Origin of the sequence: Pseudochelatococcus sp. G4_1912 (genome assembly GCF_047501465.1) — a bacterium.
Classification (GTDB): Bacteria; Pseudomonadota; Alphaproteobacteria; order Rhizobiales; family Beijerinckiaceae; genus Pseudochelatococcus.
The window spans coordinates 797,037-818,594 of record NZ_JAZDRL010000002.1 but is presented as its reverse complement, the minus strand read 5'-3'; the positions used below and the strand labels follow the sequence as shown (position 1 = coordinate 818,594).

The following is a 21,558-nucleotide window of genomic DNA, read 5'->3' as shown; positions in this document are numbered from 1 at the left end:
ATTTGGGATTCAGATGAAAGTGATTCGGTAGATGCGTGGCGTGTTGCCGATCAAATGTTCAAAAAAACTCCGAAGGGGGCGTTGCATGGCGCGCGCGGAAGCGGCGGCCGTACCCGCACGCGCGGGTACGATTCTGGGAATCACCAAGTCGGCAAGCAAGCCTGGCTATCGTCAGCTCGCGAAGATGGAGCCCTGGCTTCGGCGCGTTGTGCCTTTTCTATTGGTGATCTTCCTGATATCGCTGCTCGCTGGCGCGGTTTTGCATGGCATCGACACCCGCACGGAAACACTTGAAGATGCAATCACCGAGATTGATCTCATTGCCGCCCTTACCACGAGTGAAATCAGCCGCAAACTTACTGCCACCAGTGAGCAGGAGAAGCTAACGCTGCAATCAGCAGCAAAGAGCGTGCTTGATCGCACCATTCCGGCACACGCACTTGTTCGGGGCAGGCTGGTAGCAATTACAGATTCCACCGGTCGCATCACCTATGCACGCCCTGTGCATCTGGTTGATACGCAACTTGGTGAAGTGCTGGGCGGAAAACAACCGCTAACCACCTTTGCTGATCGCGCAGGCGTTTTGCGGATTAATCTGGCATCGGGCGAGGCGGCACTCGCGACTGTGCGCAATCTGCCTGGCGGCGGACAAGTAGCGGTGGTCCAATCGGAAGCAGAAGCTCTTTCAATATGGCGTGAAAATTTCAACGGCCAAACCACATTGCTTGGCGCCTCGGCCTTTGTGCTGATGGCGCTGGCACTCGCCTATTTCGTACAGACGGGGCGCGCACGCGCCGCCGATGATGTGTGCGAAAGGGTGCGTGAACGTGTCGATGCCGCGCTGGACCGTGGTCGTTGCGGCCTCTGGGATTGGGATATCGCGCGCGGCAGGCTCTATTGGTCGGATTCGATGTACGACATCCTCGGCTACTCGCGCCATGATGAGTTCATGTCATTCGGCGAAATGAACCGTCTTGTGCATCCTGATGATGCTGATCTTTATACAATGGCAGACATGGTCGCCGGCAATCGCGCCACGGCAATTGATCATGAGTTCCGCATACTGAATGCGCAGGGCCAGTGGGTGTGGATCAAGGCGCGCGCACAGCTGGTTGACGAAGCAGGTGATGGCCCTCACCTTGTTGGCATCGCGGTTGACGTTACAGAGCAACGCCGCCTGGCAGAGCAAACCGCCACCGCTGATATGCGCCTGCGTGAAGCCGTTGAAACCATCTCCGAAGCCTTCGTGCTGTGGGATGCCAATAACCGCCTGATCACCTGCAACACGAAGTTCCAGCATCTCCACGGCCTGTCACCTGAAAGCGCGGTGCCGGGCACGCTCTATGAAGACCTGATGGCGCTTGGCACATTGCCGCCGGTCAAGACAGAGCTGATGGCGCCGTCCCGCCGGGGCATCGCAAATGCACAGAAAAGCGAAGTAGGCACACGCACTTTTGAAGCGCAGCTCACGGATGGACGCTGGTTACAAATCAACGAGCGGCGCACGCGCGATGGCGGTTATGTATCGGTTGGTACGGATATTACGGCGCTCAAAAACCACGAAGAAAAGTTGATGGACTCCGAACGACGGTTGATTGCAACCGTTGCTGATCTAAAGCGCTCGCGTCAGAAACTGGAAACGCAGGCCCGTCAACTTGCTGATCTAGCAGAGCGCTATCTTGAACAAAAAGCCGAAGCTGAAAGCGCCAATCGTGCCAAAGCCGAATTCCTTGCCAATATGAGCCACGAATTGCGCACGCCGCTGAATGCTATCATCGGCTTCTCGGAATTGATGGAAAGCGGCATTTTTGGTGATTTGGGCAGCGATAAGTATCATGAGTACTGCACGGATATTCGCGAGAGCGGCAAATATCTGCTCGGCGTCATCAGCGATATTCTTGATATGTCACGCATCGAAGCTGGCCGTATCAAGCTGGAATGCGAAGCGCTGGATGTCGATAGCGTCATGGGCGAAGCTGCACGCGCTGTTTCCCATGATGCCGACCAGAAGGGGCTCATGCTAAGCGTAGAAACGCTTCCCGACGCTGCCATCAACGCCGATGCCCGTGCCGTCAATCAGATTCTGGGCCATGTTCTGCGCAACGCGGTAAAGTTCACACCGGAAGGCGGGCGTATTACGCTGCGTTCACGCATTTCAGGCGCGAATGTACATCTTTATATTGAGGATACCGGCATCGGCATTCCTGCTGAGGCATTGAAGAAGCTTGGCCGACCATTTGAGCAAGTGGAAACGGAATTTGCGCGTAGCTACAAAGGCTCCGGCCTTGGCCTTGCCATTGCCCGATCACTTGCAGAACTACACGGCGGCAGTCTGCGCATTCGCTCCAGCGTCGGTAACGGCACTGTGGTGATGATAAGCCTGCCAACGCATGCACAAGCGCGCAAAGCGGCGTAAATGAGAACGCAAGACGGTTCTGATATTATCCAAACCGCGGTATTTTAGCGCAACGCATGTAATTGCTAAGCATTTCCCAATTGCGAATATAAAAAGGCGCATCAATGTCCGACGCGCCTTTTGTATTTTTAGTCATAGTGCTTCAGGAAAACCCTGAAACTTGTCAGACTGAAGGACGTGCCCGATCAGCCAGCAGATCACGGATTTCGGTAAGCAGTTGAACATCTGCTGTAACCTCTGGTGCCGGCTCAGGAGGCTTGTTTCTCTCAGCCTTACGCTTCACCTCATTGATGCCCTTGACCACGAGGAACAGCACCCACGCCACAATCAGAAAGTTGATAGCAGCTGTAATGAAGCTGCCATAAGCAATCACAGCGCCCTGTGCCCGCGCGGCCTCCAGCGAAGTTGCAGTGACATCACCTGATAGCGGCAGGAAGTAGTTCGAAAAATCGACACCGCCACGTGTAATCCAGGCAATCATTGGCATGAAGAGATCGCTCACAATGGACTGCACAATCTGACTGAAGGCAGCGCCGATGATCACACCAATGGCAAGATCAACAACATTGCCTTTCAGGGCAAACTCCCGAAATTCTTTCAACATACCTGAAGTTCCTCAAGGTTAGGGATTAAGACTCGCAATGCTGATTGGCTCTGGGGACCAATGCTTTATGAACCTATGACCTTGCATTTTGATGGAACGACCAACAGGGCGCAACCCGCTATCAACATTATGGTTTCCGGCCTCCCGCTGTTATCCACCAAAGCGAGAAGCAATAAGACGGCTCAACCGTTCGCCTTCTTCGAGATAGCGGGTCACAGCCATCTGGGCTGCGGGTGTGCAGGTTCGATAGGTGATTGCGAACCCGTTGAAGCCCTGGTTGAAAGCCCCTGCCAGCCTGGCACGCGTTTGCGCATCTCGCGCCTCGCTGTCAATCAGCGCAGACATGCGGCCATGCCATTGCGGCGCATCCGAAGCCCCGCAGAGCTTACGCAAGAAGGATAGCGCCCCCATCACTTCTGAAAGGCGCAGCAAATCGGGCTCATAACCTGGCGGAGCAGCACGATTTGGCAAGGCTTCAGCCTCAACCGGCGGACGCTCACGCGCAGGGGGTGGGGGAGCTCCCTGCGCAGATACGCCTTGCATGAGCAAGAGAGATGCTGCGATTGTTGCAGTAACTGTCCCGTGCGTTACATGCCCCTTTAACAAGCGGGCAGTTCGATGCTGGCGCATGGTTACGCCCCTCTTTTCAAACGATGTTTCATCCACACAGCTTGCGCCTGCTTAACAGCGGCAGCAAGACCGTCAGTCGTAGACAATGCACTGAAATCCTCTGGTGCAAACCAACCTATTTGCCGGGCTTCCACACCAATTTCACCCTCTCCCGCCGCCCATTGCGCTGCATGAACAGCAATTACATAATGGCAACGCAAGTTCCCTGTTTCATCACGGGCGATAATTTCATGATGGTGAGAAAAGACAGCATCTATTGCCTGCACGCCGGTTTCTTCACTTAGTTCGCGCAAAGCAGCGGCTGCAAGCGTCTCCCCGGCTTCCACGCGACCACCCGGCAAGCTCCAGCACGCATTATCGACACGTTGCGCCAGCAGTACCTGACCATTGCGAAACACAACGATGCTCACTGCCAGTTGCGGATATTCGGCATCAGGGCATGCCTGAGAAGCGGAGGCTGATCCGCTCACACGTGCTGCCCACCATTGATGTGCAACTCAGCGCCAGTCACGTATGACGAGGCTTCTGTGCATAGGAAATAGATTGCCTTTGCCACCTCATCCGGCGTGCCGAGCCGTCGCAATGGAAAGGCTTCAGCCATCTGCGCTGTGCCAGGGGACAGGATGGATGTATCAATTTCCCCAGGCGAGATCGCATTCACCCGTACACCAAGCGGACCAAAATCGGCAGCCATTTCACGGGTAAGCGCTGCCAGCGCTGCTTTCGATGTGGCGTAGGCAGAGCCTGCATAAGGATGCACCCTCGAACCCGCGATAGACGTCACATTAACAACAGAACCGCCAGCGCGCGCCAACTCTTCGGAAAGCCCGCGCGCTAACAATGCCGATGAGAAGAAATTAACCTGGAATACACGCAACCAGTCCTCAATAGGCGTATCCATGGTGTTCAAACGGCTGCCACCTTCGCCTTTGGGCGAAATACCTGCATTGTTGACGAGGGCGTGCAGCACGCCCCCTTCATCCGCAAGGCGGCGCTTCATCTCTTCGATAGCCTCAAGCGTGGAGCCTATGTCACCAAGGTCTACCTGAATATGATCTTCAGGCCCCATTTCCCATGGACACACTTCCGGAAACGGGTGACGTGAGCTGGTAATCACGCGCCATCCTGCAGCGGAGAAGCGCTTGACGGTAGCATGGCCAATCCCCCGGCTTGCACCGGTGAGCAGCATGATACGACGGCGGGCATTGGTCGAATTGTTCACAATGGATACTCGCGCTAAAGACAGCACACATTACGCGGGGATCGCGCCCGGGTCCACCATCTCACCATGTACTAACAATATTATACGTCGATAACGACAGAGTTTTTGCCCTACAAGGAACCTTGTTAGCGCCTCCTCTTATCCAAGCCCCCCTTGTCATTGCCACATTCCAGGGCGATAAGTATAATCATGACAAACACAACCACTACTCCCAATTCGCTCGATGGCCTGGCCTTTGAAAAGGCACTGGCTGAACTCGAACAAATCGTCTCACGCCTTGAGCGTGGGGATGTACCCCTCGAAGAATCGATCGCGATTTTCGAACGCGGCGAACAGCTCAAGAAGCACTGCGACGCACTGCTGAAAAAGGCCGAAGCGCGGATCGACAAAATCACGATAACCGCATCAGGCGAAGCTACTGTAGAGCCGCTTGATATTGAAAACTGATCGTTCCAGGCCACATAGCTCATAGCTGCCTCTTTGAAGCGAATATTCAGGCATCGTATGGATGGACTGAACTTCGTTTCACCATGATACACAGATAATGATATCCTATAGAAACAGCTAGCGTATGGCGCAGGGCTCCTATAAATGGATGCTACGGTTTTGTAGAGGTTTTTGTCGTTGGCTATTTCCACCCCGCTTCTTGATACTATTGTGACGCCTGATGACCTGCGCGCGCTGCCCGAAAACGCGCTGCCGCAGCTTGTCAATGAATTACGCGCCGAGATGATCGATGCGGTTTCTGTCACGGGTGGACATCTGGGTGCAGGCTTAGGCGTTGTGGAGCTGACAGCGGCGATCCACTACGTCTTTAACACCCCCAATGACCGGCTCATCTGGGATGTGGGCCACCAGGCCTACCCACACAAAATCCTGACCGGGCGACGTGACCGCATCCGTACCTTGCGCAAGGGCGAGGGCCTCGCAGGCTTCACCCGGCGGGCGGAAAGCGTCTATGATCCATTTGGCGCTGGCCATTCCTCCACCTCCATCTCGGCTGGCCTTGGCATGGCTGCTGCACGCGATCTCGCTGGCGGCGATAACCATGTCATTTGTGTAATTGGCGATGGCGCGATGTCAGCAGGCATGGCCTATGAAGCCATGAACAATGCTGGCGCTCTTGGCGCACGACTCATTGTTATTCTCAACGACAATGACATGTCGATCGCCCCGCCCGTAGGCGCGCTTTCTGCACATCTGGCACGGATCGTCTCAAGCAGCACATATCGTTCAATTCGGGAAACTGGTAAGCAGATCGTGCGCCGTCTGCCCCGCTTCTTCTACGAAAAAGCTCAACGTGCTGAAGAATACGCCCGCGGCTTCTGGGCAGGTGGCACCCTTTTTGAAGAATTAGGTTTCTACTATGTTGGTCCGGTGGATGGCCATAACCTTGACCATCTTCTGCCTGTGCTACGCAACGCCAAGGCAGCACAAGATGGCCCTATTCTGCTGCATGTGGTTACGCAAAAGGGGAAGGGGTACGCCCCTGCTGAAGCGGCCGCCGATAAGTATCATGGCGTTAATGCATTTGATGTCGTTACCGGGACTCAATCCAAACCTAAGGCCAACGCGCCATCTTATACCCGTGTTTTCGCCGATGCGTTGATCCGTTCTGCTGAGTTGGATGACAAGGTCGTGGCCGTAACTGCCGCCATGCCATCCGGCACAGGACTTGATCTTTTTGGGCAGGCGTTTCCAGAACGCACATATGACGTCGGCATTGCTGAACAACATGCCGTTACCTTTGCAGCAGGTCTTGCAACGGAAGGCTACAAGCCATTCTGCGCCATCTACTCAACGTTCCTGCAGCGAGCGTATGATCAGATTGTGCATGATGTGGCGATCCAGAATTTGCCCGTCCGCTTTGCAATTGACCGCGCAGGCTTGGTCGGCGCAGATGGTCCAACGCATGCAGGTTCGTTCGATATTGCCTATCTAGGCTGTTTGCCAAATATGGTTGTGATGGCAGCGAGCGATGAGGCAGAACTGGTGCATATGGTGGCCACCGCAGCTGCTTATAATGATGGCCCCATCGCCTTGCGCTACCCACGCGGTGAAGGGGTTGGCGTAGAAATGCCTGAGCAGGGCGACGTGCTGCCTATAGGCAAGGGCCGGGTACTGCGTGAGGGCACGCGCGTTGCGATCTTGTCGCTAGGTACGCGGCTTGCCGAAGCGCTGGATGCGGCAGAGCAGCTTGAAGCGCGTGGCCTGTCAACAACGGTTGCCGATGCCCGCTTCGCCAAGCCGCTCGATCTTGAGCTCGTCCGTCGTCTGGCGCGTGATCACGAGTGTCTGATCACTATTGAAGAAGGCTCGCAGGGCGGCTTTGGTGCGTTTGTATTGCACGCATTGGCGCAAGAGGGCTTACTGGATCACGGTCTAAAAATCCGCACCATGACCTTGCCTGATACCTTCATTGAGCATGACAAGCCAGAACGCATGTATGCCGCTGCGGCACTGGATGCGGCTGGTATCATCGCGACAGTATTTGCCGCATTAGGTGATACGGCAGCATCGGCACTCAGGGCGTAGATGTCGGGCAAACGCAGAGCAGATGTTGCGCTTGTCGAGCGCGGCTTTTTCGACAGCCGCGCACAGGCGCAAGCCGCGATTGAAGCTGGTGGTGTAACCGTCAACGGCACCGTATTGCGTAAAGCCTCCCAAGCAATTGCTTCCGATGCCGATATCGTAGCGCATGCTCCTCATCCATGGGTATCGCGCGGTGGAATGAAGCTTGAGGCAGCTCTTGATACTTTCGGTTTTGCAACAGATGGCGCACGCGCGCTTGATCTTGGCGCTTCAACAGGTGGTTTCACGCATGTGCTACTGACACGTGGCGCAGCGCATGTTCATGCGGTTGATGTTGGCCACGGGCAGTTACATCCATTAATAGCCAATGATCCGCGCGTGACTATGCTTGAGGGCACTGATGCCCGGCGGCTTGCTGAAAGCGATGTGGGCCCCTTCGATATTCTCACCATTGATGTCAGCTTTATTTCGCTCAAACTCGTGCTGCCGCCTGTCGTGCCGCTATTGGCACAGGGCGCAAAGCTGGTTGCGCTCATCAAGCCGCAGTTTGAAGCAGGACGCGCCAATCTGCATAAGGGTATCGTGCGTGATGAAGCCATGCACGTGCAAGTTTGCGATTCAATCAGTGCGCATGTCACACATCTGGGCTTTATGATTGAAGGCTTGATCCCTTCCCCTATCACCGGCGGCGATGGCAACCGCGAATTTCTAATCGGAGCCCACCTCAAGTGAGCGATACAACCCAGGTTCTCACCATCAACCGTCTTGGTGCACGCGGTGATGGCATCGCGGATACTCCCGAGGGACCGATCTACGTGTCCTATGCCCTTCCCGGTGAAGTCGTACGCGTCAGCATTCCCGCGCCTGATCCTCACACAGGCCGCGCTGCGCGTTCCTCAACCGGACGCGCTGAGGCACGCGCCACGCTCATTGCTATTGAAACGCCCTCTGCGCAACGCCAAACGCCCGAATGCGCACTTTACACCCGTTGTGGCGGCTGCACCACACAACACATGGAAGAGACCACCTATCGGGAATGGAAACGCGAAAGCGTTGTCACCGCACTAACGCGTGCAGGCATCAATACGCCTGTAGATGCGCTGATTGATGCCCACGGCACAGGCCGCAGACGCGTAACATTCCACGGACGTCGCAAAAATGACGAGGATGCCATCGGCTTTATGGCTGCACGCACCCACGCCCTTGTGCCTGTCGACCACTGTCCCGTGCTTGACCCTGACCTGGCGCGCGCCCCTCAAGTGGCACTCGATCTCGCAAAGCTCCTGCTGCCCAAGGGCAAGCCACTTGATATTCAGGTTACAGCAACTGATGCCGGGCTTGATGTTGACATACGCGGCCACGGTCCTGCGGGGGAGGCTCTGCGGCGCATTCTCACTGGAGCAGCTGAACGCCTTGATCTGGCAAGACTTTCTCTCCATGGAGATCGAATAGTAGAACGCCACGCAGCAACTATTGCAATGGGCCGGGGCCGTGTCACACCGCCTCCTGGCGGCTTCCTGCAGTCAACTGCATTAGGCGAGGAAACGTTGGCACGGCTGGTGATGGAAGCATGCGCGGCAGCATCAACACGCATTCGCCGCACAGCTGATCTCTTCGCCGGATGTGGCCCTTTCGCGCTGCGCCTTGCAGAGATTGCGGAAGTCCATGCAGTTGAAAGCGGAGCTGCCGCTCTTGCGGCTCTGGATCGGGCATTTCGTGCCGCACCGGGCCTACGCCGCATTACAACGGAAGAGCGCGATTTATTCCGCCGGCCGCTGCTCCCGATGGAGCTTAATCAATATGATGCAGTGGTGTTTGATCCCCCACGCGCGGGGGCTGAAGCGCAATCGCACGAGATCGCCAAATCCAAAGTGCCGTTGGTGATTGCGGTCTCCTGCGATGTAGGCACATTCGCTCGTGATGCAAAAATTCTGATTGAGGGCGGCTACACGCCCCAGCGCATCACACCGGTCGACCAGTTCCGCCACTCATCCCACGTTGAAACGGTAGGCGTATTCACCCGCGCAGAAATAAAAAAGCGGCGCAGATAAAGCGCCGCCCTATTTATCCAATACATTACCCAAAAGCGAAAAGAACCGCCCAGAAAGAGGCTCAACTGATGTATTGAGGTTAGGGTCAGGGTGATCTGAAGTTGGTACCCTTCGAAAACCGGAGCGCCGTGGACTCATGTCCATGCGCCCAGGTGCACAAAAGGTGCCGGTTGCAGATCACCATGACGCAAAGATCAATGCATCAGAAGCGTCCACCACTGAATAGTTTGCTGATCCATGAGCCGGTATCTTCCCGAGGCTCAACGCCCTTGCTGGCTAGCAGTGTATAAGCATCCTTATACCATTGGCTATCCGGGAAGTTGTGGCCCAACACGGCAGCTGCCGTTTGTGCTTCATTCATGATTCCGAGCGCCGCATAGGCTTCGGTAAGACGCAGAAGCGCCTCCTCAACCTCACGAGTGGTCTGGTAACGCGCAACAACTTCGCGGAAGCGATTGATTGCTGCCGTATAGTTACGCTTTTTCAGATAGAAGCGCCCAACTTCCATTTCATGGCCAGCAAGCTGATCACGTACCACCTGCACCTTGAACTTGGCATCTGCGGTGTATTCGGAACGGGGATAACGCTCGATCAGCGTATCAAATGCTGCAACCGCTTTCTGCGTCGATGCCTGATCGCGGGTGACATCCGGCACCTGCTTGTAATAGGACATCGCCAGCAGATACTGCGCATAAGCGGCATCCTGCGAGTTTGGATAAAGCGACGTATAGCGCACGGCGCTATTGGCCGAATCATCATACCGGCCGCCCTCATAAGCAGCGTAGGTCTGCATGATCAGGGCCTTTTGCGCCCATTGCGTGCCAGGATTCTGACGGTTGATTGTATCGAAGGCCTTATAGGCACCCTCGAAATCACCCTTCGCATTCTTGGCAAGGCCCTCGTTGTAAAGCTCTTCAGCCGGCGTTACAGGGATAATCTCTGGCTTGTAAACTTCTGATTTGTCGAACGGATTGATCGACTTCAGCGTATCGCAAGCTGTTAACGTAAGGGCCAGCGCGCCGATCATGGCAATGCGAGATACCGCAGCCGTGAAGGGAGAAGCGCACGAAAAGGCTTTTGCGGAAAAAGGCATGGGTGAAAAACGCATCCCTCGTCAGTCCTTTCAGATGGCGCGAGGGACATACCCCCAACCAAAGGCTGTTTACCCCAAACACACCCCATACGCCAAGCACTCTATTGTGCAAACGTTTCTGTTAAACACACCCACGGCTGAAAAACCGGGAAACTCAGCCCTATCCAACGCGATTCAGGAAGTTTCAGCCTACACTGTGTACATCAATGCACATCAGAATGTGTTGAGCTTCTCGTCAGGGCAGCTGCAGGTAAAGCACAGAACATTTTGATGGAATCAGAACTGCGCTCTATCTCTTTGCGTAAGCATCACATCAATCCAAAAGCGATGTCCACTTTTGGCTCGATGCAGTGAGTTCCTAAGAACGGCGTGGCGAGAACTTGCCCATGGGCCTACAGCGCGCAGAAAGCTACCATCGGCTGGCCGCACTGATATGCAGATCAGCACCGCCGAAAGTGCGGGCAATCAACACCCGCACTTCAGTAATTGATTATGATCAGGTCAAATCAGGTGCGAAGGCTGGCACTGCAACCCCCGAACCCATTTCTGCATAACCGAACTCGCGGCGTGGTGCCAGCGCATCAACAATGGCGTAATTTGCGCGATCGCTGAATAACGCCTCAAGCACGGCGACATTCATACGGTGCCCAGCACAGTAGGAACGGTATTCACCCTGTAGCGCATACCCGGACAGTGCAAGATCGCCAATAGCGTCGAGCATCTTGTGGCGCACAAACTCATCAGTGTAGCGAAGGCCTTCAGGATTCACGATTCCATCATCAGCGATAGCGACCGAGTTCTCCAGCGAAGAGCCCAGTGCCAGCCCCATCGTGCGCAGCTTCTCAAGGTCACGCATGAAACCGAAAGTGCGCGCGTGTGCGATTTCGTTGCGGAACGTGGTGGCATCCAGATCCACCACCTTGCGCTGGCGGCCGATCACAGCGGAATCAAAATCGATCTCGACATCAAGACGGAAGCCGCGCTCAAAGGGGAGCAATTCAGAAAAGCCACGCCCATGCTCGATACGCACGGGGCGCAGAACCTTGAGATAGCGACGGGAAGCTTCCTGCACTGCAAGACCGGACTCCAGAATTGCATCAACGAAGCAAGCAGAGCTGCCATCCAGGATCGGCATTTCAGGGCCATCGATCTCGGCCAGCACGTTATCGATGCCAAGACCGGTGAATGCTGCCATCAAATGCTCGATGGTCGCAACGGATCCCGTCTCAACATCGCCCAGCACGGTGCAGAGTTCGGTGGTGCTGACATTCATGTGGCGCGCATCGATAAGACGCTCACGCCCATTGGGCAGACCCGTGCGTAAAAAAACAATGCCATGATTGGCGTCTGCGGGATGTAGCACGAGTTTGGCAGGTTGGCCGGAATGGACGCCCGCTCCCATAAGGGTAACGGTCTTACGTAGCGTCGTTTGCCTGCTGGCCTTCATCGATTTGCATTCCCAGACCGCATATTCATCGGTAAAGCTGCAACCCGGTCCTGGTCAGCCCACCTTGAGTAGCGTGTTCGTGAAACAGGAAAACCTGAAACCAAACTGCTGCCTCGTTATGGGGCCAACATAGTCACCACACTGCACTAGCGCCAATCACGCTTTCTTACCGTGTGTTACATTGTGCAATAACAACTAAAATCATTAGAAATCAAATATTTACCATTTGTTAACACTTATTGATAACATACGCGCAAAGCCCTCAAATTATGGCCATTTTGTGCGCATTTTCTTCATTCAAAGGGCATTCCACTGGAATTTCACACGCTGAATGCCCGCAATTGGCAAAAATGACGCAAAAAAGAACAGCGGAGCCTTTCAACCCCGCTGTGGATAGTTCTAAAAAATGTGATCGTATAAGATCAATCAGTTAGCTTGACGGCGAAGAAACGCAGGTATTTCAAGCTGATCGTCATCGATCGTGGCATTACGAGCTGCGCTAACCGTTGGCCGTGCCTGTTGTGATTCGGCTTGTGGCTGACGGAACGCGGGCTGCTGCGCAGGTGCCTGGGTATGAACCGGTGCAGAGGCCTGAGCGCGTGGCTGCGGTGCAGGTGCAGGCGCTTCCTCACGACGGCCAAGACCAACTGATGCCAAACGCTGCAAAAGCGACATACGCTGACGCGGATCATGCGCGGGCTGCCCCTGCTGTGCGTGCTGAGGTGCCTCACCCCGGCTGGCGCGGATCTGGTTCTGCGCTGGCATTGGCAGTTCGTCCACACGCGGCATGCGAGCAGGGCGAACTGTCTGTTCAGCGCGTGGCGGCAGGAAGTGCTCAGGCAGCAACTCCTGCTGTACAGGTGCTTGTGGTGCTAGTGCAGCTGCTGCTGGCGCAACGGATGCACGTGGCGGCGCCTGCTCAAACACAACATCGTGGCGACCAACTGCTGGCGCTGCATGCTGCACACCATGTGGTGACGACAATGCCATTGCTGATGCATGTGCAGAAAACTGCTGAGGAGCCGCAACTGGTGCATGAGCCTCAACCTGCACAGGCGCCGTGAAACCGCCCGTCTGGGTGGAAGCAGGCTGAGCTGCAACAGGCTGGCCAGCTGCGATCTGTGCAGTTGGCTGTGTTGCGCGCAGACGTGCCTCGGAACGCAGACGCTCAGCCACTTCAGCGATGCGCTGCTCGGTTGCGGTTACATCCTGGGTATTGCCGGCTGCAAGCGGCTCAATGCCAGTCGCTACCACAGAAACGCGGATGATGCCTTCTAGGGCTGGATCAAACGTTGCACCCAGAATGATGTTGGCGTCAGCGTCAACTTCTTCGCGGATGCGAGTTGCGGCTTCGTCAACTTCATACAGAGTCAGGTCGTTACCGCCGGTGATCGAGATCAAAAGGCCGCGTGCGCCCTTCATCGACACATCGTCAAGCAGCGGGTTAGCGATTGCGGCTTCTGCAGCCGTAATTGCACGGCCTTCGCCAGATGCCTCACCCGTACCCATCATCGCCTTGCCCATGCCGCGCATGATCGAGCGAACGTCAGCGAAGTCGAGGTTGATGAGGCCCTCCTTCACCATCAGATCGGTGATGCAGGCAACGCCGGAATAAAGCACCTGGTCTGCCAGCGAAAACGCATCGGCAAAGGTGGTCTTTTCGTTGGCAACGCGGAACAGATTCTGGTTCGGGATCACGATCAGCGTGTCGACAGCCTGATGCAATTCCTGAATGCCAGCATCCGCAAGCTTCATGCGGCGCGCGCCTTCAAATTGGAATGGCTTTGTGACAACACCAACAGTCAGAATGCCCATCTCGCGTGCAGCGCGAGCGATAACGGGAGCAGCACCCGTGCCGGTACCACCGCCCATACCGGCAGTGATGAACACCATGTGAGCGCCCGACAGGTTGTCACGGATCTCATCGATAACTTCTTCAGCAGCTGCGCGGCCGATATCGGGTTGTGAGCCTGCGCCCAAACCTTCTGTTACCTGTGTGCCCATCTGAATGATGCGCTCGCAGCGCGAGCTGGTCAGCGCCTGTGCATCGGTATTTGCGCATACGAACTCGACCCCCTGCAGGCCGGATTCGATCATGTTGTTCACGGCGTTACCGCCGGCTCCGCCGACGCCGAAAACCGTGATATGGGGCTTCAGTTCCCGGATGTCCGGGGCTTGCAGGTTGATTGCCATTTTGGCCTCTTTTCATCAATCGGCGCCCGGCTGCGCGCCCCTCCAACAAACCAAGACAAGGCGGCCGCCGCACCGCCGCCTAATTTTAAAAACTATCGCGTATCCAACGACCCATGCGGGAGAAGTAACCATCCGTGCCAGTCCGTAGACCGTGGCCTACAGAGCGTGGTTCGAAATGCTCCACATGCGCCATCTGCGGATAAACCAGCAAACCAACAGCGGCCGAAAACGCTGGCCCCTTTGCCGCTTCTGGAAGACCCTTGATGCCAAGAGGCCGGCCAATACGCACCTGCCCCGTGCCCTTTTCGCCGACGAGGATGCGTCGTGCCAACTCGGGAAGACCCGTCAACTGGCTGCCGCCTCCTGTCAGGATAACCCGTCGGCCCGCCTCTGCGGCAAAGCCTGCCTCGCGCAGACGCCCACGCGCCAGCTCGAGAATTTCTTCAACCCGCGGCCGAATGATCCGTACCAGGTGCGACTTCGGCACATGGTTTGGTACATCCTGATCGTAATCATCCACCTGCGGCACCGAGATGATTTCGCGCTCATCAGATGGCGAGGAGATCGCCGCACCGTAAAGCGTCTTCAACCGTTCAGCCGCCGACACACGGGTGGAAAGACCACGCGCGATATCCATCGTCACATGGTGCCCGCCAACAGCGAAAGCATCCGCATGGACCAGATGACCGCCCGCAAACACGCCCATACTGGTCGTGCCGCCGCCCAGATCAATCAGCACTGCGCCCATCTCGGCTTCATCATCGACAAGTGCCGACAAACCGGATGCGTAAGGCGTCGAGACAACTGCTTCTACATCCAGATGGCACCGCTCAACAGCGAGCATCAGATTGCGCACAGCACCGGAATCCGCATTGACGACATGCATATCAACGCCAAGCTTCTCACCAATCATGCCGCCAGGCTCAAGCAGGCCGCGCTGACCATCAAGCGAAAAGCCTGTTGGCAATGCATGCAGCACCGCACGGCCTGGGCGTGTTGCATGGGCTGATGCAGAGTCGAGCACACGTCCAACGTCGCCAGAGGTAACAGCGCCGCCGCGCACGGCCACGTGAGCTGCAAACCGTTGCGAACCAAGGCGGCCACCTGTCAGGTTGACAATAACAGAGTTAAGCTCAACCTTGGCCATACGTTCTGCCGCATCCACGGCATGGCGGATTGCGCGTTCAGCTGCATCAAGATCGACAATAATGCCGCCCTTCAAGCCCATTGAACGCTGATGCCCAATACCAAGCACACGTGCCAAATGCGTACGCCCACGAAGCACTTCCGTTTCATTGACGGGGTTAAGCTGTGCAATCAGGCAAACGATTTTGTTAGTGCCGATATCCAGCACGGAAAGCGTGGCGCTCTTCCGGGCGGACAATGGGCGCATGCGTGGGGTAAGCCCTGGGATCAAGCGGTTACCTGAGTTCATGTTTCGGGTGCCTTCCGCTTGGCTGGTTTCTTATTGGCCTCTGTCATCGCGGCAACGCCCTCCTCACTCAGACGCATAGCAATGCGGTCGGACTGGCGCATGTCGATCGCAATCAGGTCTTTTTCGAGCACCCGTTCACGTTTCTCCAGATCGACCAGTCGTGTCATCGCCTCAACCGGTGCAAGCTCCGGAAGGCGAACGATAAGATCGTTGTCAAACTTGATATCCCAACGCCGACCTGACACCAGAATGCCGGCGCGAATGCGCGAAGCGAGAGGGCCAGCCGCCTGTAAAACCTCGATATATTCTTTTGAACGCGTGTTTGCGCCGTCACCTGCCACAAATGGCAGACGCGCAAAGCGGGCATCCGTCATCAGATCAATCACCGTGCCGTCGGCAGCAATCACGAACACTTCACCATTCAACTGCCATAGCGCCTGCGGCTCACGCTCGACTATGCCGATCGACAAGCCATCCGGATATAGTTTGCTAACGGACGCCTGCCGGATCATTGGCACGGATTCCAGCCGCTGCCGCACTTCGCTCACATCAAGAAACGCCAATGAACGCAAAGGTGTTACACCAGCAGCAGCGAGCACTTCGCTTTCGCGCAGCTCAACCATGCCAGTGATTTGCACTTCATCAATGCCAAAGCCCAGGAAACGTGCAGTTGCGTCAAGCGGTTCGCCATGAATGGCACGGAACGTATCCATATGGCCACCAAGCATCACACCATAGGCCCCAACCGTTGTGAAAAACGCAACAATGAGGCCAACACCCGCACCTTGCGGCAAATAACGCCCCAGCCGCTCAAACGGTGTCTGGCGTTGCGAGCGGCGATCGTTGGTCGCATTACGCGGCCCCCCGTCCTTCATCCCTCGCAAATTGTATTGACCGCCAGCCATTGAAAACGCCTGTTTAAGGAAAATGACTTGGCTCACCGACCTCGCAAAGCAACGTCAAGGGCGAACCACGCACCGTTAACGATGACTCTTGCTCCTTTTGGTAAATATTTGGTTTAAGCAGCGCGTTAAGCGTTGATGCTTTTGCATTTTTTCAAGGCAGGCTGAACACCGTTCCCTTAACACCAGCTATCAATAAAACTAAATTATTTCAATTATTTACGCCAAAACATGAAAGCCGCGAGAATGATCTCGCGGCTTTGAATGCGCTGTTATTCACAGCGATGGCCTCTTAACAAAATTCTTTATCCCCAAAGTTAAGATTTGGGCATCTCCAGCGGCAAACCTACCCGTTTGATTTCCCAATGAAGGACAATTCCGCTTGTTTCACTGACTCTTCGGCGCACTTCTTCGCCTAATTGTTCAATATCAGAGGCTGTCGCGCCGCCGCAGTTCACCAGAAAATTGCAATGCAATTCAGATACCTGCGCAGAACCGATTCGCAAACCACGACACCCCGCCGTATCCACCAGCTCCCATGCTTTATGGTTGGGCGGATTGGTGAAGGTAGAACCGCCCGTGCGCGTGTTAACCGGTTGGGTGGAAGAGCGCGCTTCCGTGATGGCATTCATGCGCGCGAGAATATCTTCGGCGTTACCCGGCGTGCCTTCAAACAGCGCTTCTATAAAAATGAAATCTTCCGGCGCTTCACAATGCCGGTAGCTGAAGCCCATTTCAGCCCGTGAGAGCGTGATGCGATTGCCCTGCCGATCAAGTGCCTGCGCCTCAACCAGCACCTGTCCGACATCACCACCATAGGCCCCGCCATTCATGCGCAGCGCCCCACCAATAGCACCCGGAATGCCACGCAGGAACGTCAACCCATCGATGCCAGCTTCTGCCGCAACGCGTGCAACCTTAACATCCGCAGCGCCTGCCCCCGCACGTACGCGATGCCCGGGCTCAACTGTGATATTCGAAAAACCTTTTCCCAACCGCACCACAGCACCCGGAATGCCGCCATCCCGCACCAGCAGGTTCGAGCCCAGGCCAATGACGAGGAGTGGCACATCAGCAGGCAGAACGCGCAAGAACGCGGCCAGATCATCAGCATCCTGCGGCGTAAATAACAGCTGTGCCGGACCGCCGGTGCGAAACCATGTCAGCGGCGCCAACGGCGCATTAACAACGAGGCTTCCCCGCAGCCCCGCATCGCGGAACGGTGCGGAGATATCGGCAAATGTCATGCCGCAGCACTCGTGGCTGCGAGTTCGTTCGGCAAGGCATAGGCCCAGCTGGTGATACTGCCCGCGCCCAGAAACACCACATAATCGCCAGGTGAAACAATAGCCTTGACCTTATCGCTGAGCCCATCCGGCCCATCAATAGCAATCACCTCACGGTGGCCACGCGCGCGCATCCCTGCAACGAGATCCTCGCTCAGCGCACCCTCAATCGGCGCCTCACCAGCTGCATACACAGGTGCGACCAGAACGGCATCCGCATCATTAAAGCAGCCACAGAAATCATTGAACAGCGATTGCAGGCGCGAATACCGATGGGGTTGCACCACCGCGATAACGCGACCCGTTGTGGATGCGCGCGCTGCCTTGAGAACGGCTGCAATTTCTACTGGATGATGACCATAATCATCAAAAATCGCCACGCCATTCCACTCGCCCGTGCGTGTAAAGCGCCGCTTAACACCGCCAAATCCAAGTATGGCTTTACGAATTGCGTTTGGCTTCATGCCAAGTTTGAAAGCCACTGCAATAGCGGCAGTCGCATTCAATGCGTTGTGCAAACCCGGCATAGGTAATTCAAGATTATCGATAACTGTCGCTGCATTAGAGAGCCGCTCGCGGATCAGCACCGTGAACCGGCACTTGCCGCCACTCAGATCGATATCGAGCAAGCGCACATCTGCCTGCGGGTTTTCGCCATAAGTAATGACATCGCGATCTTCGATGGTGCCCACCAGATCCTGCACAACCGGATGGTCAGTGCACATCACGGCAAAGCCATAGAAGGGCAGGTTCTCAACGAAATCGCGAAAAGCCTTCTTCACGGCATCATAAGTACCGAAATGATCCAGATGCTCGGGATCGATATTTGTAACAATGGCCACGTCTGCCGGCAACTTCAGGAAGGTGCCATCAGATTCATCGGCCTCAACGATCATCCAGTCACCTTCACCCAGACGCGCGTTCGTGCCATAGGCGTTGATGATGCCACCATTAATAACTGTCGGATCAAACCCGCCGCCATCGAGCAGCGTTGCCACCAGCGATGTTGTCGTGGTCTTGCCATGCGTACCTGCGATTGCGACACAGGTCTTGAGGCGCATCAGCTCAGCCAGCATTTCAGCGCGCCGCACAACCGGCAAACGCCGCAGACGTGCCTCAGCCAATTCCGGATTATCGCGCTTGATCGCGGTCGACACCACCACCACTTCCGCCTCACCCACATGGTGTGCATCATGGCCGGTGAAGATCATCGCACCCTTATCGCGCAAACGCTTGACGTTAGCGTTGTCGCTGGCATCCGAGCCCTGCACCGTATAGCCAAGGTTGAGCAGCACCTCGGCAATGCCCGACATGCCAATGCCGCCAATGCCGATGAAATGGATAGGACCTAGCTCGCGCGGCAGTTTCATGAACCGCTTTCCTTTATACGTTGTCCGACCAGGGCTGATCACACCCGGCACGGTTAGATTCTACGTTTGCTCAACAGCAACAGGTGACCACTCGCCACGCGCCACTTTAAAAACCTGATCCGCCAGCCGTTCAGCTGCATCGGGATATCCGGCTGTTTTCGCAGCTTCTGCCTCAAGCTGCAATGAGGTTGGGTCAGCAAACCGCCTCGTCAGCTCATCGGCCAGCCATTGTGGCGTGAAATCTTTCTGTAGCACAGCAGATGCGGCCTTCGCACGCACAAGTACAGCTGCATTAGCCGCCTGATCCTGATCGAGTGAAGTTGGCAAGGGCACAAGAATAGCTGGCCGACCGATGACTGCAAGCTCAGCAACAGTCGATGCCCCAGCCCGGCCAATCACAAGATGCGCAACAGCAAGGCATGTCGGCAGATCCGGGAAGAAAGATTCGACCTCCGCCTCTACACCTAAACGTGCATAATGCGCACGCACCCGCTCCAAATCCTCCGCGCGGGCCTGCTGGATGATGGAAAGGCGTGCGCGCAAATTTTCTGGCAGAAGCTCAATCGCGGATGGCACGACATCGCTCATAACCCGCGCGCCCTGGCTGCCACCTGTGACAATGAGGTTCAGTTTGCCCTCGCCGGTAAGTGGCTGAAAGGGAATAGCAGCCGCCGACAAGACCGCAGGTCGCACAGGATTACCAACATGTGCGACACGTTTTTGCGCCCCTTTGGGTATTTTACCAACCTTTGGAAACCCGGTTGCAATGAGCGTTGCCCAATTGCTTAGCAGCAAATTGGCGCGCCCCAATACAGCATTCTGCTCATGGATAACAATCGGAACCCGCAGAAGTCCCGCTGCCAGAAGCGGCGGCACCGTGGGATATCCACCAAAGCCAACAATAACAGCCGGGCGTCGCTCCCTGATCGCAGAGAATGCCGCGAAGAACCCTCGCGCCAATGTCATGACAGCCTTGATGGCAGTCAGCGGTGATCGGCCTGACGGTGTAGCCGCCGGAAACTCGATAATCGCATCGGCAGGGAAATTCCCGGCAAACCGCGCTGCACGTGTATCCGTTGCCAACTCCACCCGGATGCCGCGCTCTTTCAGCGCCACAGTCAGCGCTTCAGCAGGAAAAAGATGCCCTCCTGTGCCCCCCGCAGCCACAATCACCAACGGCGTTTTGTTCGGCGCATCAGCCATTATAACCATCCGCTGGTATGCCGCGATCGAGAATAGCCGCACGCGGGCGTTTACGTGTCAATGCGATCAGAAAACCCATAGCCAACGCCAGCGACCATAATGATGAGCCACCATAAGAGACGAATGGCAGCGTCATGCCCTTTGCCGGCAGCAGATGCACGTTCACCATCATGTTGATGCATGCTTGCACACCAAACAGCGTCACAAGTCCGGTTGCTGCCAAACGGCAGAACGGATCCTCATTACGCCGCGCCATCACAAGGCTGCGCAGCACGATGAATGCGAACAGCAGCACGAGGCCAATGCACACCGCGATGCCAAACTCTTCAGCGGTAGCTGCGAAAATAAAGTCGGTGTGCGCATCCGGTAGAATGCGCTTAACGGTGCCCTCACCGGGCCCTTTACCCAACCAGCTGCCCTGCGCAAATGCATCAAGCGCGGTGTTGACCTGGAAACTGTCGCCTGATGATGGATCAAGAAAGCGCTCGATACGCGCCCGCACGTGGCCGATGAATTGATAAGCTGCAAGAAGCCCCAATATACCCGCGCCACCAATGCCAAGCACCCAGAACATATGCAAGCCGGCCGTAAAGAACAGGCATGCCCACACAATCGTCACCAACATGGTCTGGCCGATATCGGGTTGTAAAATCAGTGGGATGATGGTCATCGGCAGCATCAGGAATGCAAGCAGCGTGCCTGGCATATCCTTACGTCGATTGCCTTCCGCAAACAGCCACGCTGTGAGAACCACGAATGCAGGCTTCACGAACTCGGAAGGCTGCAACGTTAGCCCGCCCAACACAAACCAACGACGAGAGCCTTTCACTTCCGGCCCCATATAGAGGGCCAGAATGATGAGCGTCATGCCACCAACGTACGTCAACAACGCCGCGCGACGCACATAACGGGGCGGCAACATAGATGCCACCATCAGAATGAAAACCGTGGGAATAAGATGGAACAACTGGCGGTTGACGAAATGGAAATCCGACAAGCCTAGGCGCTCGGCAACAGGCGGGCCGCCGCCCATCAAAAAGACAAGCCCGGCCACCATAAGCGCGCCAATTGCAACCAGCGACAGCCGGTCAACCGTCCACAGCCATTCACCCGCATAGGTGCGTTCAGCGCGCGAAGCCATACCTTGAATCCCTCAAACCGACGTCACACAGGG

Annotated in this window: 18 protein-coding genes; 5 read left to right on the top strand and 13 right to left on the bottom strand. The window is 55.9% G+C overall.

What is annotated here, in order from left to right; all coding sequences use genetic code 11:
• The first annotated feature begins 85 nt into the window (after positions 1 to 85).
• Positions 86 to 2,416, top strand: coding sequence for a PAS domain-containing sensor histidine kinase (locus VRZ32_RS10900; RefSeq protein ID WP_414525752.1), 2,331 nt, complete (start codon positions 86 to 88; stop codon positions 2,414 to 2,416).
• A gap of 163 nt (positions 2,417 to 2,579) precedes the next feature.
• On the opposite strand, the gene mscL is transcribed toward VRZ32_RS10900, so the two are convergent.
• The 4 genes from mscL to VRZ32_RS10880 form a co-directional block, all read right to left on the bottom strand.
• Positions 2,580 to 3,020, bottom strand: a complete 441-nt coding sequence (gene mscL / locus VRZ32_RS10895) for a large conductance mechanosensitive channel protein MscL (protein ID WP_414525751.1) — start codon at positions 3,018 to 3,020, stop codon at positions 2,580 to 2,582.
• Positions 3,021 to 3,170: 150 nt separating this feature from the next.
• A complete protein-coding gene (locus tag VRZ32_RS10890) occupies positions 3,171 to 3,650 on the bottom strand; it encodes a TIGR02301 family protein (RefSeq protein WP_414525750.1) in 480 nt (159 codons plus the stop codon).
• Positions 3,651 to 3,652: 2 nt separating this feature from the next.
• The gene (locus VRZ32_RS10885; protein WP_414525749.1) at positions 3,653 to 4,120 is read right to left on the bottom strand and encodes an NUDIX hydrolase; all 468 of its coding nucleotides are present in this window, start codon (positions 4,118 to 4,120) and stop codon (positions 3,653 to 3,655) included.
• Positions 4,117 to 4,839 (bottom strand): SDR family NAD(P)-dependent oxidoreductase, encoded by a 723-nt coding sequence (locus VRZ32_RS10880; protein WP_414526201.1) that lies wholly within the window; start codon positions 4,837 to 4,839, stop codon positions 4,117 to 4,119. Before VRZ32_RS10880 ends, VRZ32_RS10885 begins: the two co-directional genes overlap by 4 nt.
• Positions 4,840 to 5,061: 222 nt before the next feature.
• On the opposite strand from VRZ32_RS10880, the gene VRZ32_RS10875 reads away from it, so the two are divergent.
• The 4 genes from VRZ32_RS10875 to VRZ32_RS10860 all read left to right on the top strand — a co-directional run bounded on the left by VRZ32_RS10875 (position 5,062) and on the right by VRZ32_RS10860 (position 9,455).
• A complete protein-coding gene (locus tag VRZ32_RS10875) occupies positions 5,062 to 5,319 on the top strand; it encodes an exodeoxyribonuclease VII small subunit (protein ID WP_414525748.1) in 258 nt (85 codons plus the stop codon).
• Between the two features lie 171 nt (positions 5,320 to 5,490).
• Positions 5,491 to 7,407, top strand: a complete 1,917-nt coding sequence (gene dxs, locus VRZ32_RS10870) for a 1-deoxy-D-xylulose-5-phosphate synthase (RefSeq protein WP_414525747.1) — start codon at positions 5,491 to 5,493, stop codon at positions 7,405 to 7,407.
• Positions 7,408 to 8,136: a TlyA family RNA methyltransferase gene (locus VRZ32_RS10865; RefSeq protein WP_414525746.1), complete on the top strand. Its 729-nt coding sequence runs from the start codon at positions 7,408 to 7,410 to the stop codon at positions 8,134 to 8,136.
• Positions 8,133 to 9,455 carry a class I SAM-dependent RNA methyltransferase gene (locus VRZ32_RS10860; RefSeq protein WP_414525745.1) on the top strand — a complete coding sequence of 441 codons (1,323 nt, stop codon included), beginning with the start codon at positions 8,133 to 8,135 and terminating at the stop codon, positions 9,453 to 9,455. Before VRZ32_RS10865 ends, VRZ32_RS10860 begins: the two co-directional genes overlap by 4 nt.
• Positions 9,456 to 9,657: 202 nt before the next feature.
• Here the strand turns inward: VRZ32_RS10860 and VRZ32_RS10855 are convergent, their stop codons facing one another.
• From VRZ32_RS10855 to VRZ32_RS10815, 9 genes are all read right to left on the bottom strand, one after another.
• Complete coding sequence (locus VRZ32_RS10855) at positions 9,658 to 10,482, bottom strand: outer membrane protein assembly factor BamD (protein WP_414526200.1); 825 nt, start codon at positions 10,480 to 10,482, stop codon at positions 9,658 to 9,660.
• 562 nt (positions 10,483 to 11,044) lie between these two features.
• The gene (gene lpxC, locus VRZ32_RS10850; RefSeq protein ID WP_414525744.1) at positions 11,045 to 11,995 is read right to left on the bottom strand and encodes a UDP-3-O-acyl-N-acetylglucosamine deacetylase; all 951 of its coding nucleotides are present in this window, start codon (positions 11,993 to 11,995) and stop codon (positions 11,045 to 11,047) included.
• A gap of 426 nt (positions 11,996 to 12,421) precedes the next feature.
• The gene (gene ftsZ, locus VRZ32_RS10845; RefSeq protein WP_414525743.1) at positions 12,422 to 14,188 is read right to left on the bottom strand and encodes a cell division protein FtsZ; all 1,767 of its coding nucleotides are present in this window, start codon (positions 14,186 to 14,188) and stop codon (positions 12,422 to 12,424) included.
• 85 nt (positions 14,189 to 14,273) lie between these two features.
• Positions 14,274 to 15,623: a cell division protein FtsA gene (gene ftsA / locus VRZ32_RS10840; protein ID WP_414525742.1), complete on the bottom strand. Its 1,350-nt coding sequence runs from the start codon at positions 15,621 to 15,623 to the stop codon at positions 14,274 to 14,276.
• Complete coding sequence (locus VRZ32_RS10835) at positions 15,620 to 16,528, bottom strand: cell division protein FtsQ/DivIB (protein WP_414525741.1); 909 nt, start codon at positions 16,526 to 16,528, stop codon at positions 15,620 to 15,622. The genes ftsA and VRZ32_RS10835 overlap by 4 nt, the downstream gene beginning before the upstream one ends.
• Before the next feature lie 314 nt (positions 16,529 to 16,842).
• Positions 16,843 to 17,772: a UDP-N-acetylmuramate dehydrogenase gene (murB, locus tag VRZ32_RS10830; RefSeq protein WP_414525740.1), complete on the bottom strand. Its 930-nt coding sequence runs from the start codon at positions 17,770 to 17,772 to the stop codon at positions 16,843 to 16,845.
• Positions 17,769 to 19,181: a UDP-N-acetylmuramate--L-alanine ligase gene (gene murC / locus VRZ32_RS10825; RefSeq protein ID WP_414525739.1), complete on the bottom strand. Its 1,413-nt coding sequence runs from the start codon at positions 19,179 to 19,181 to the stop codon at positions 17,769 to 17,771. The genes murB and murC overlap by 4 nt, the downstream gene beginning before the upstream one ends.
• A 60-nt stretch (positions 19,182 to 19,241) precedes the next feature.
• Entirely contained in the window at positions 19,242 to 20,384 is a 1,143-nt protein-coding gene (gene murG, locus VRZ32_RS10820; RefSeq protein WP_414525738.1) for an undecaprenyldiphospho-muramoylpentapeptide beta-N-acetylglucosaminyltransferase, read from the bottom strand.
• Entirely contained in the window at positions 20,377 to 21,525 is a 1,149-nt protein-coding gene (locus VRZ32_RS10815; RefSeq protein WP_414525737.1) for an FtsW/RodA/SpoVE family cell cycle protein, read from the bottom strand. Before VRZ32_RS10815 ends, murG begins: the two co-directional genes overlap by 8 nt.
• Positions 21,526 to 21,558 lie beyond the last annotated feature (33 nt).

Coding starts and splice junctions, on each gene's coding strand:
- VRZ32_RS10900 (WP_414525752.1), top strand. CDS start 86: ATGGCGCGCGCGGAAGCGGCGGCCGTACCCGCACGCGCGGGTACGATT.
- VRZ32_RS10875 (WP_414525748.1), top strand. CDS start 5,062: ATGACAAACACAACCACTACTCCCAATTCGCTCGATGGCCTGGCCTTT.
- VRZ32_RS10815 (WP_414525737.1), bottom strand. CDS start 21,525: ATGGCTTCGCGCGCTGAACGCACCTATGCGGGTGAATGGCTGTGGACG.
- VRZ32_RS10890 (WP_414525750.1), bottom strand. CDS start 3,650: ATGCGCCAGCATCGAACTGCCCGCTTGTTAAAGGGGCATGTAACGCAC.
- VRZ32_RS10865 (WP_414525746.1), top strand. CDS start 7,408: ATGTCGGGCAAACGCAGAGCAGATGTTGCGCTTGTCGAGCGCGGCTTT.
- mscL (WP_414525751.1), bottom strand. CDS start 3,020: ATGTTGAAAGAATTTCGGGAGTTTGCCCTGAAAGGCAATGTTGTTGAT.
- ftsZ (WP_414525743.1), bottom strand. CDS start 14,188: ATGGCAATCAACCTGCAAGCCCCGGACATCCGGGAACTGAAGCCCCAT.
- murG (WP_414525738.1), bottom strand. CDS start 20,384: ATGGCTGATGCGCCGAACAAAACGCCGTTGGTGATTGTGGCTGCGGGG.
- VRZ32_RS10835 (WP_414525741.1), bottom strand. CDS start 16,528: ATGGCTGGCGGTCAATACAATTTGCGAGGGATGAAGGACGGGGGGCCG.
- lpxC (WP_414525744.1), bottom strand. CDS start 11,995: ATGAAGGCCAGCAGGCAAACGACGCTACGTAAGACCGTTACCCTTATG.
- VRZ32_RS10855 (WP_414526200.1), bottom strand. CDS start 10,482: ATGATCGGCGCGCTGGCCCTTACGTTAACAGCTTGCGATACGCTGAAG.
- murC (WP_414525739.1), bottom strand. CDS start 19,181: ATGAAACTGCCGCGCGAGCTAGGTCCTATCCATTTCATCGGCATTGGC.
- VRZ32_RS10880 (WP_414526201.1), bottom strand. CDS start 4,839: ATGCTGCTCACCGGTGCAAGCCGGGGGATTGGCCATGCTACCGTCAAG.
- ftsA (WP_414525742.1), bottom strand. CDS start 15,623: ATGAACTCAGGTAACCGCTTGATCCCAGGGCTTACCCCACGCATGCGC.
- murB (WP_414525740.1), bottom strand. CDS start 17,772: ATGACATTTGCCGATATCTCCGCACCGTTCCGCGATGCGGGGCTGCGG.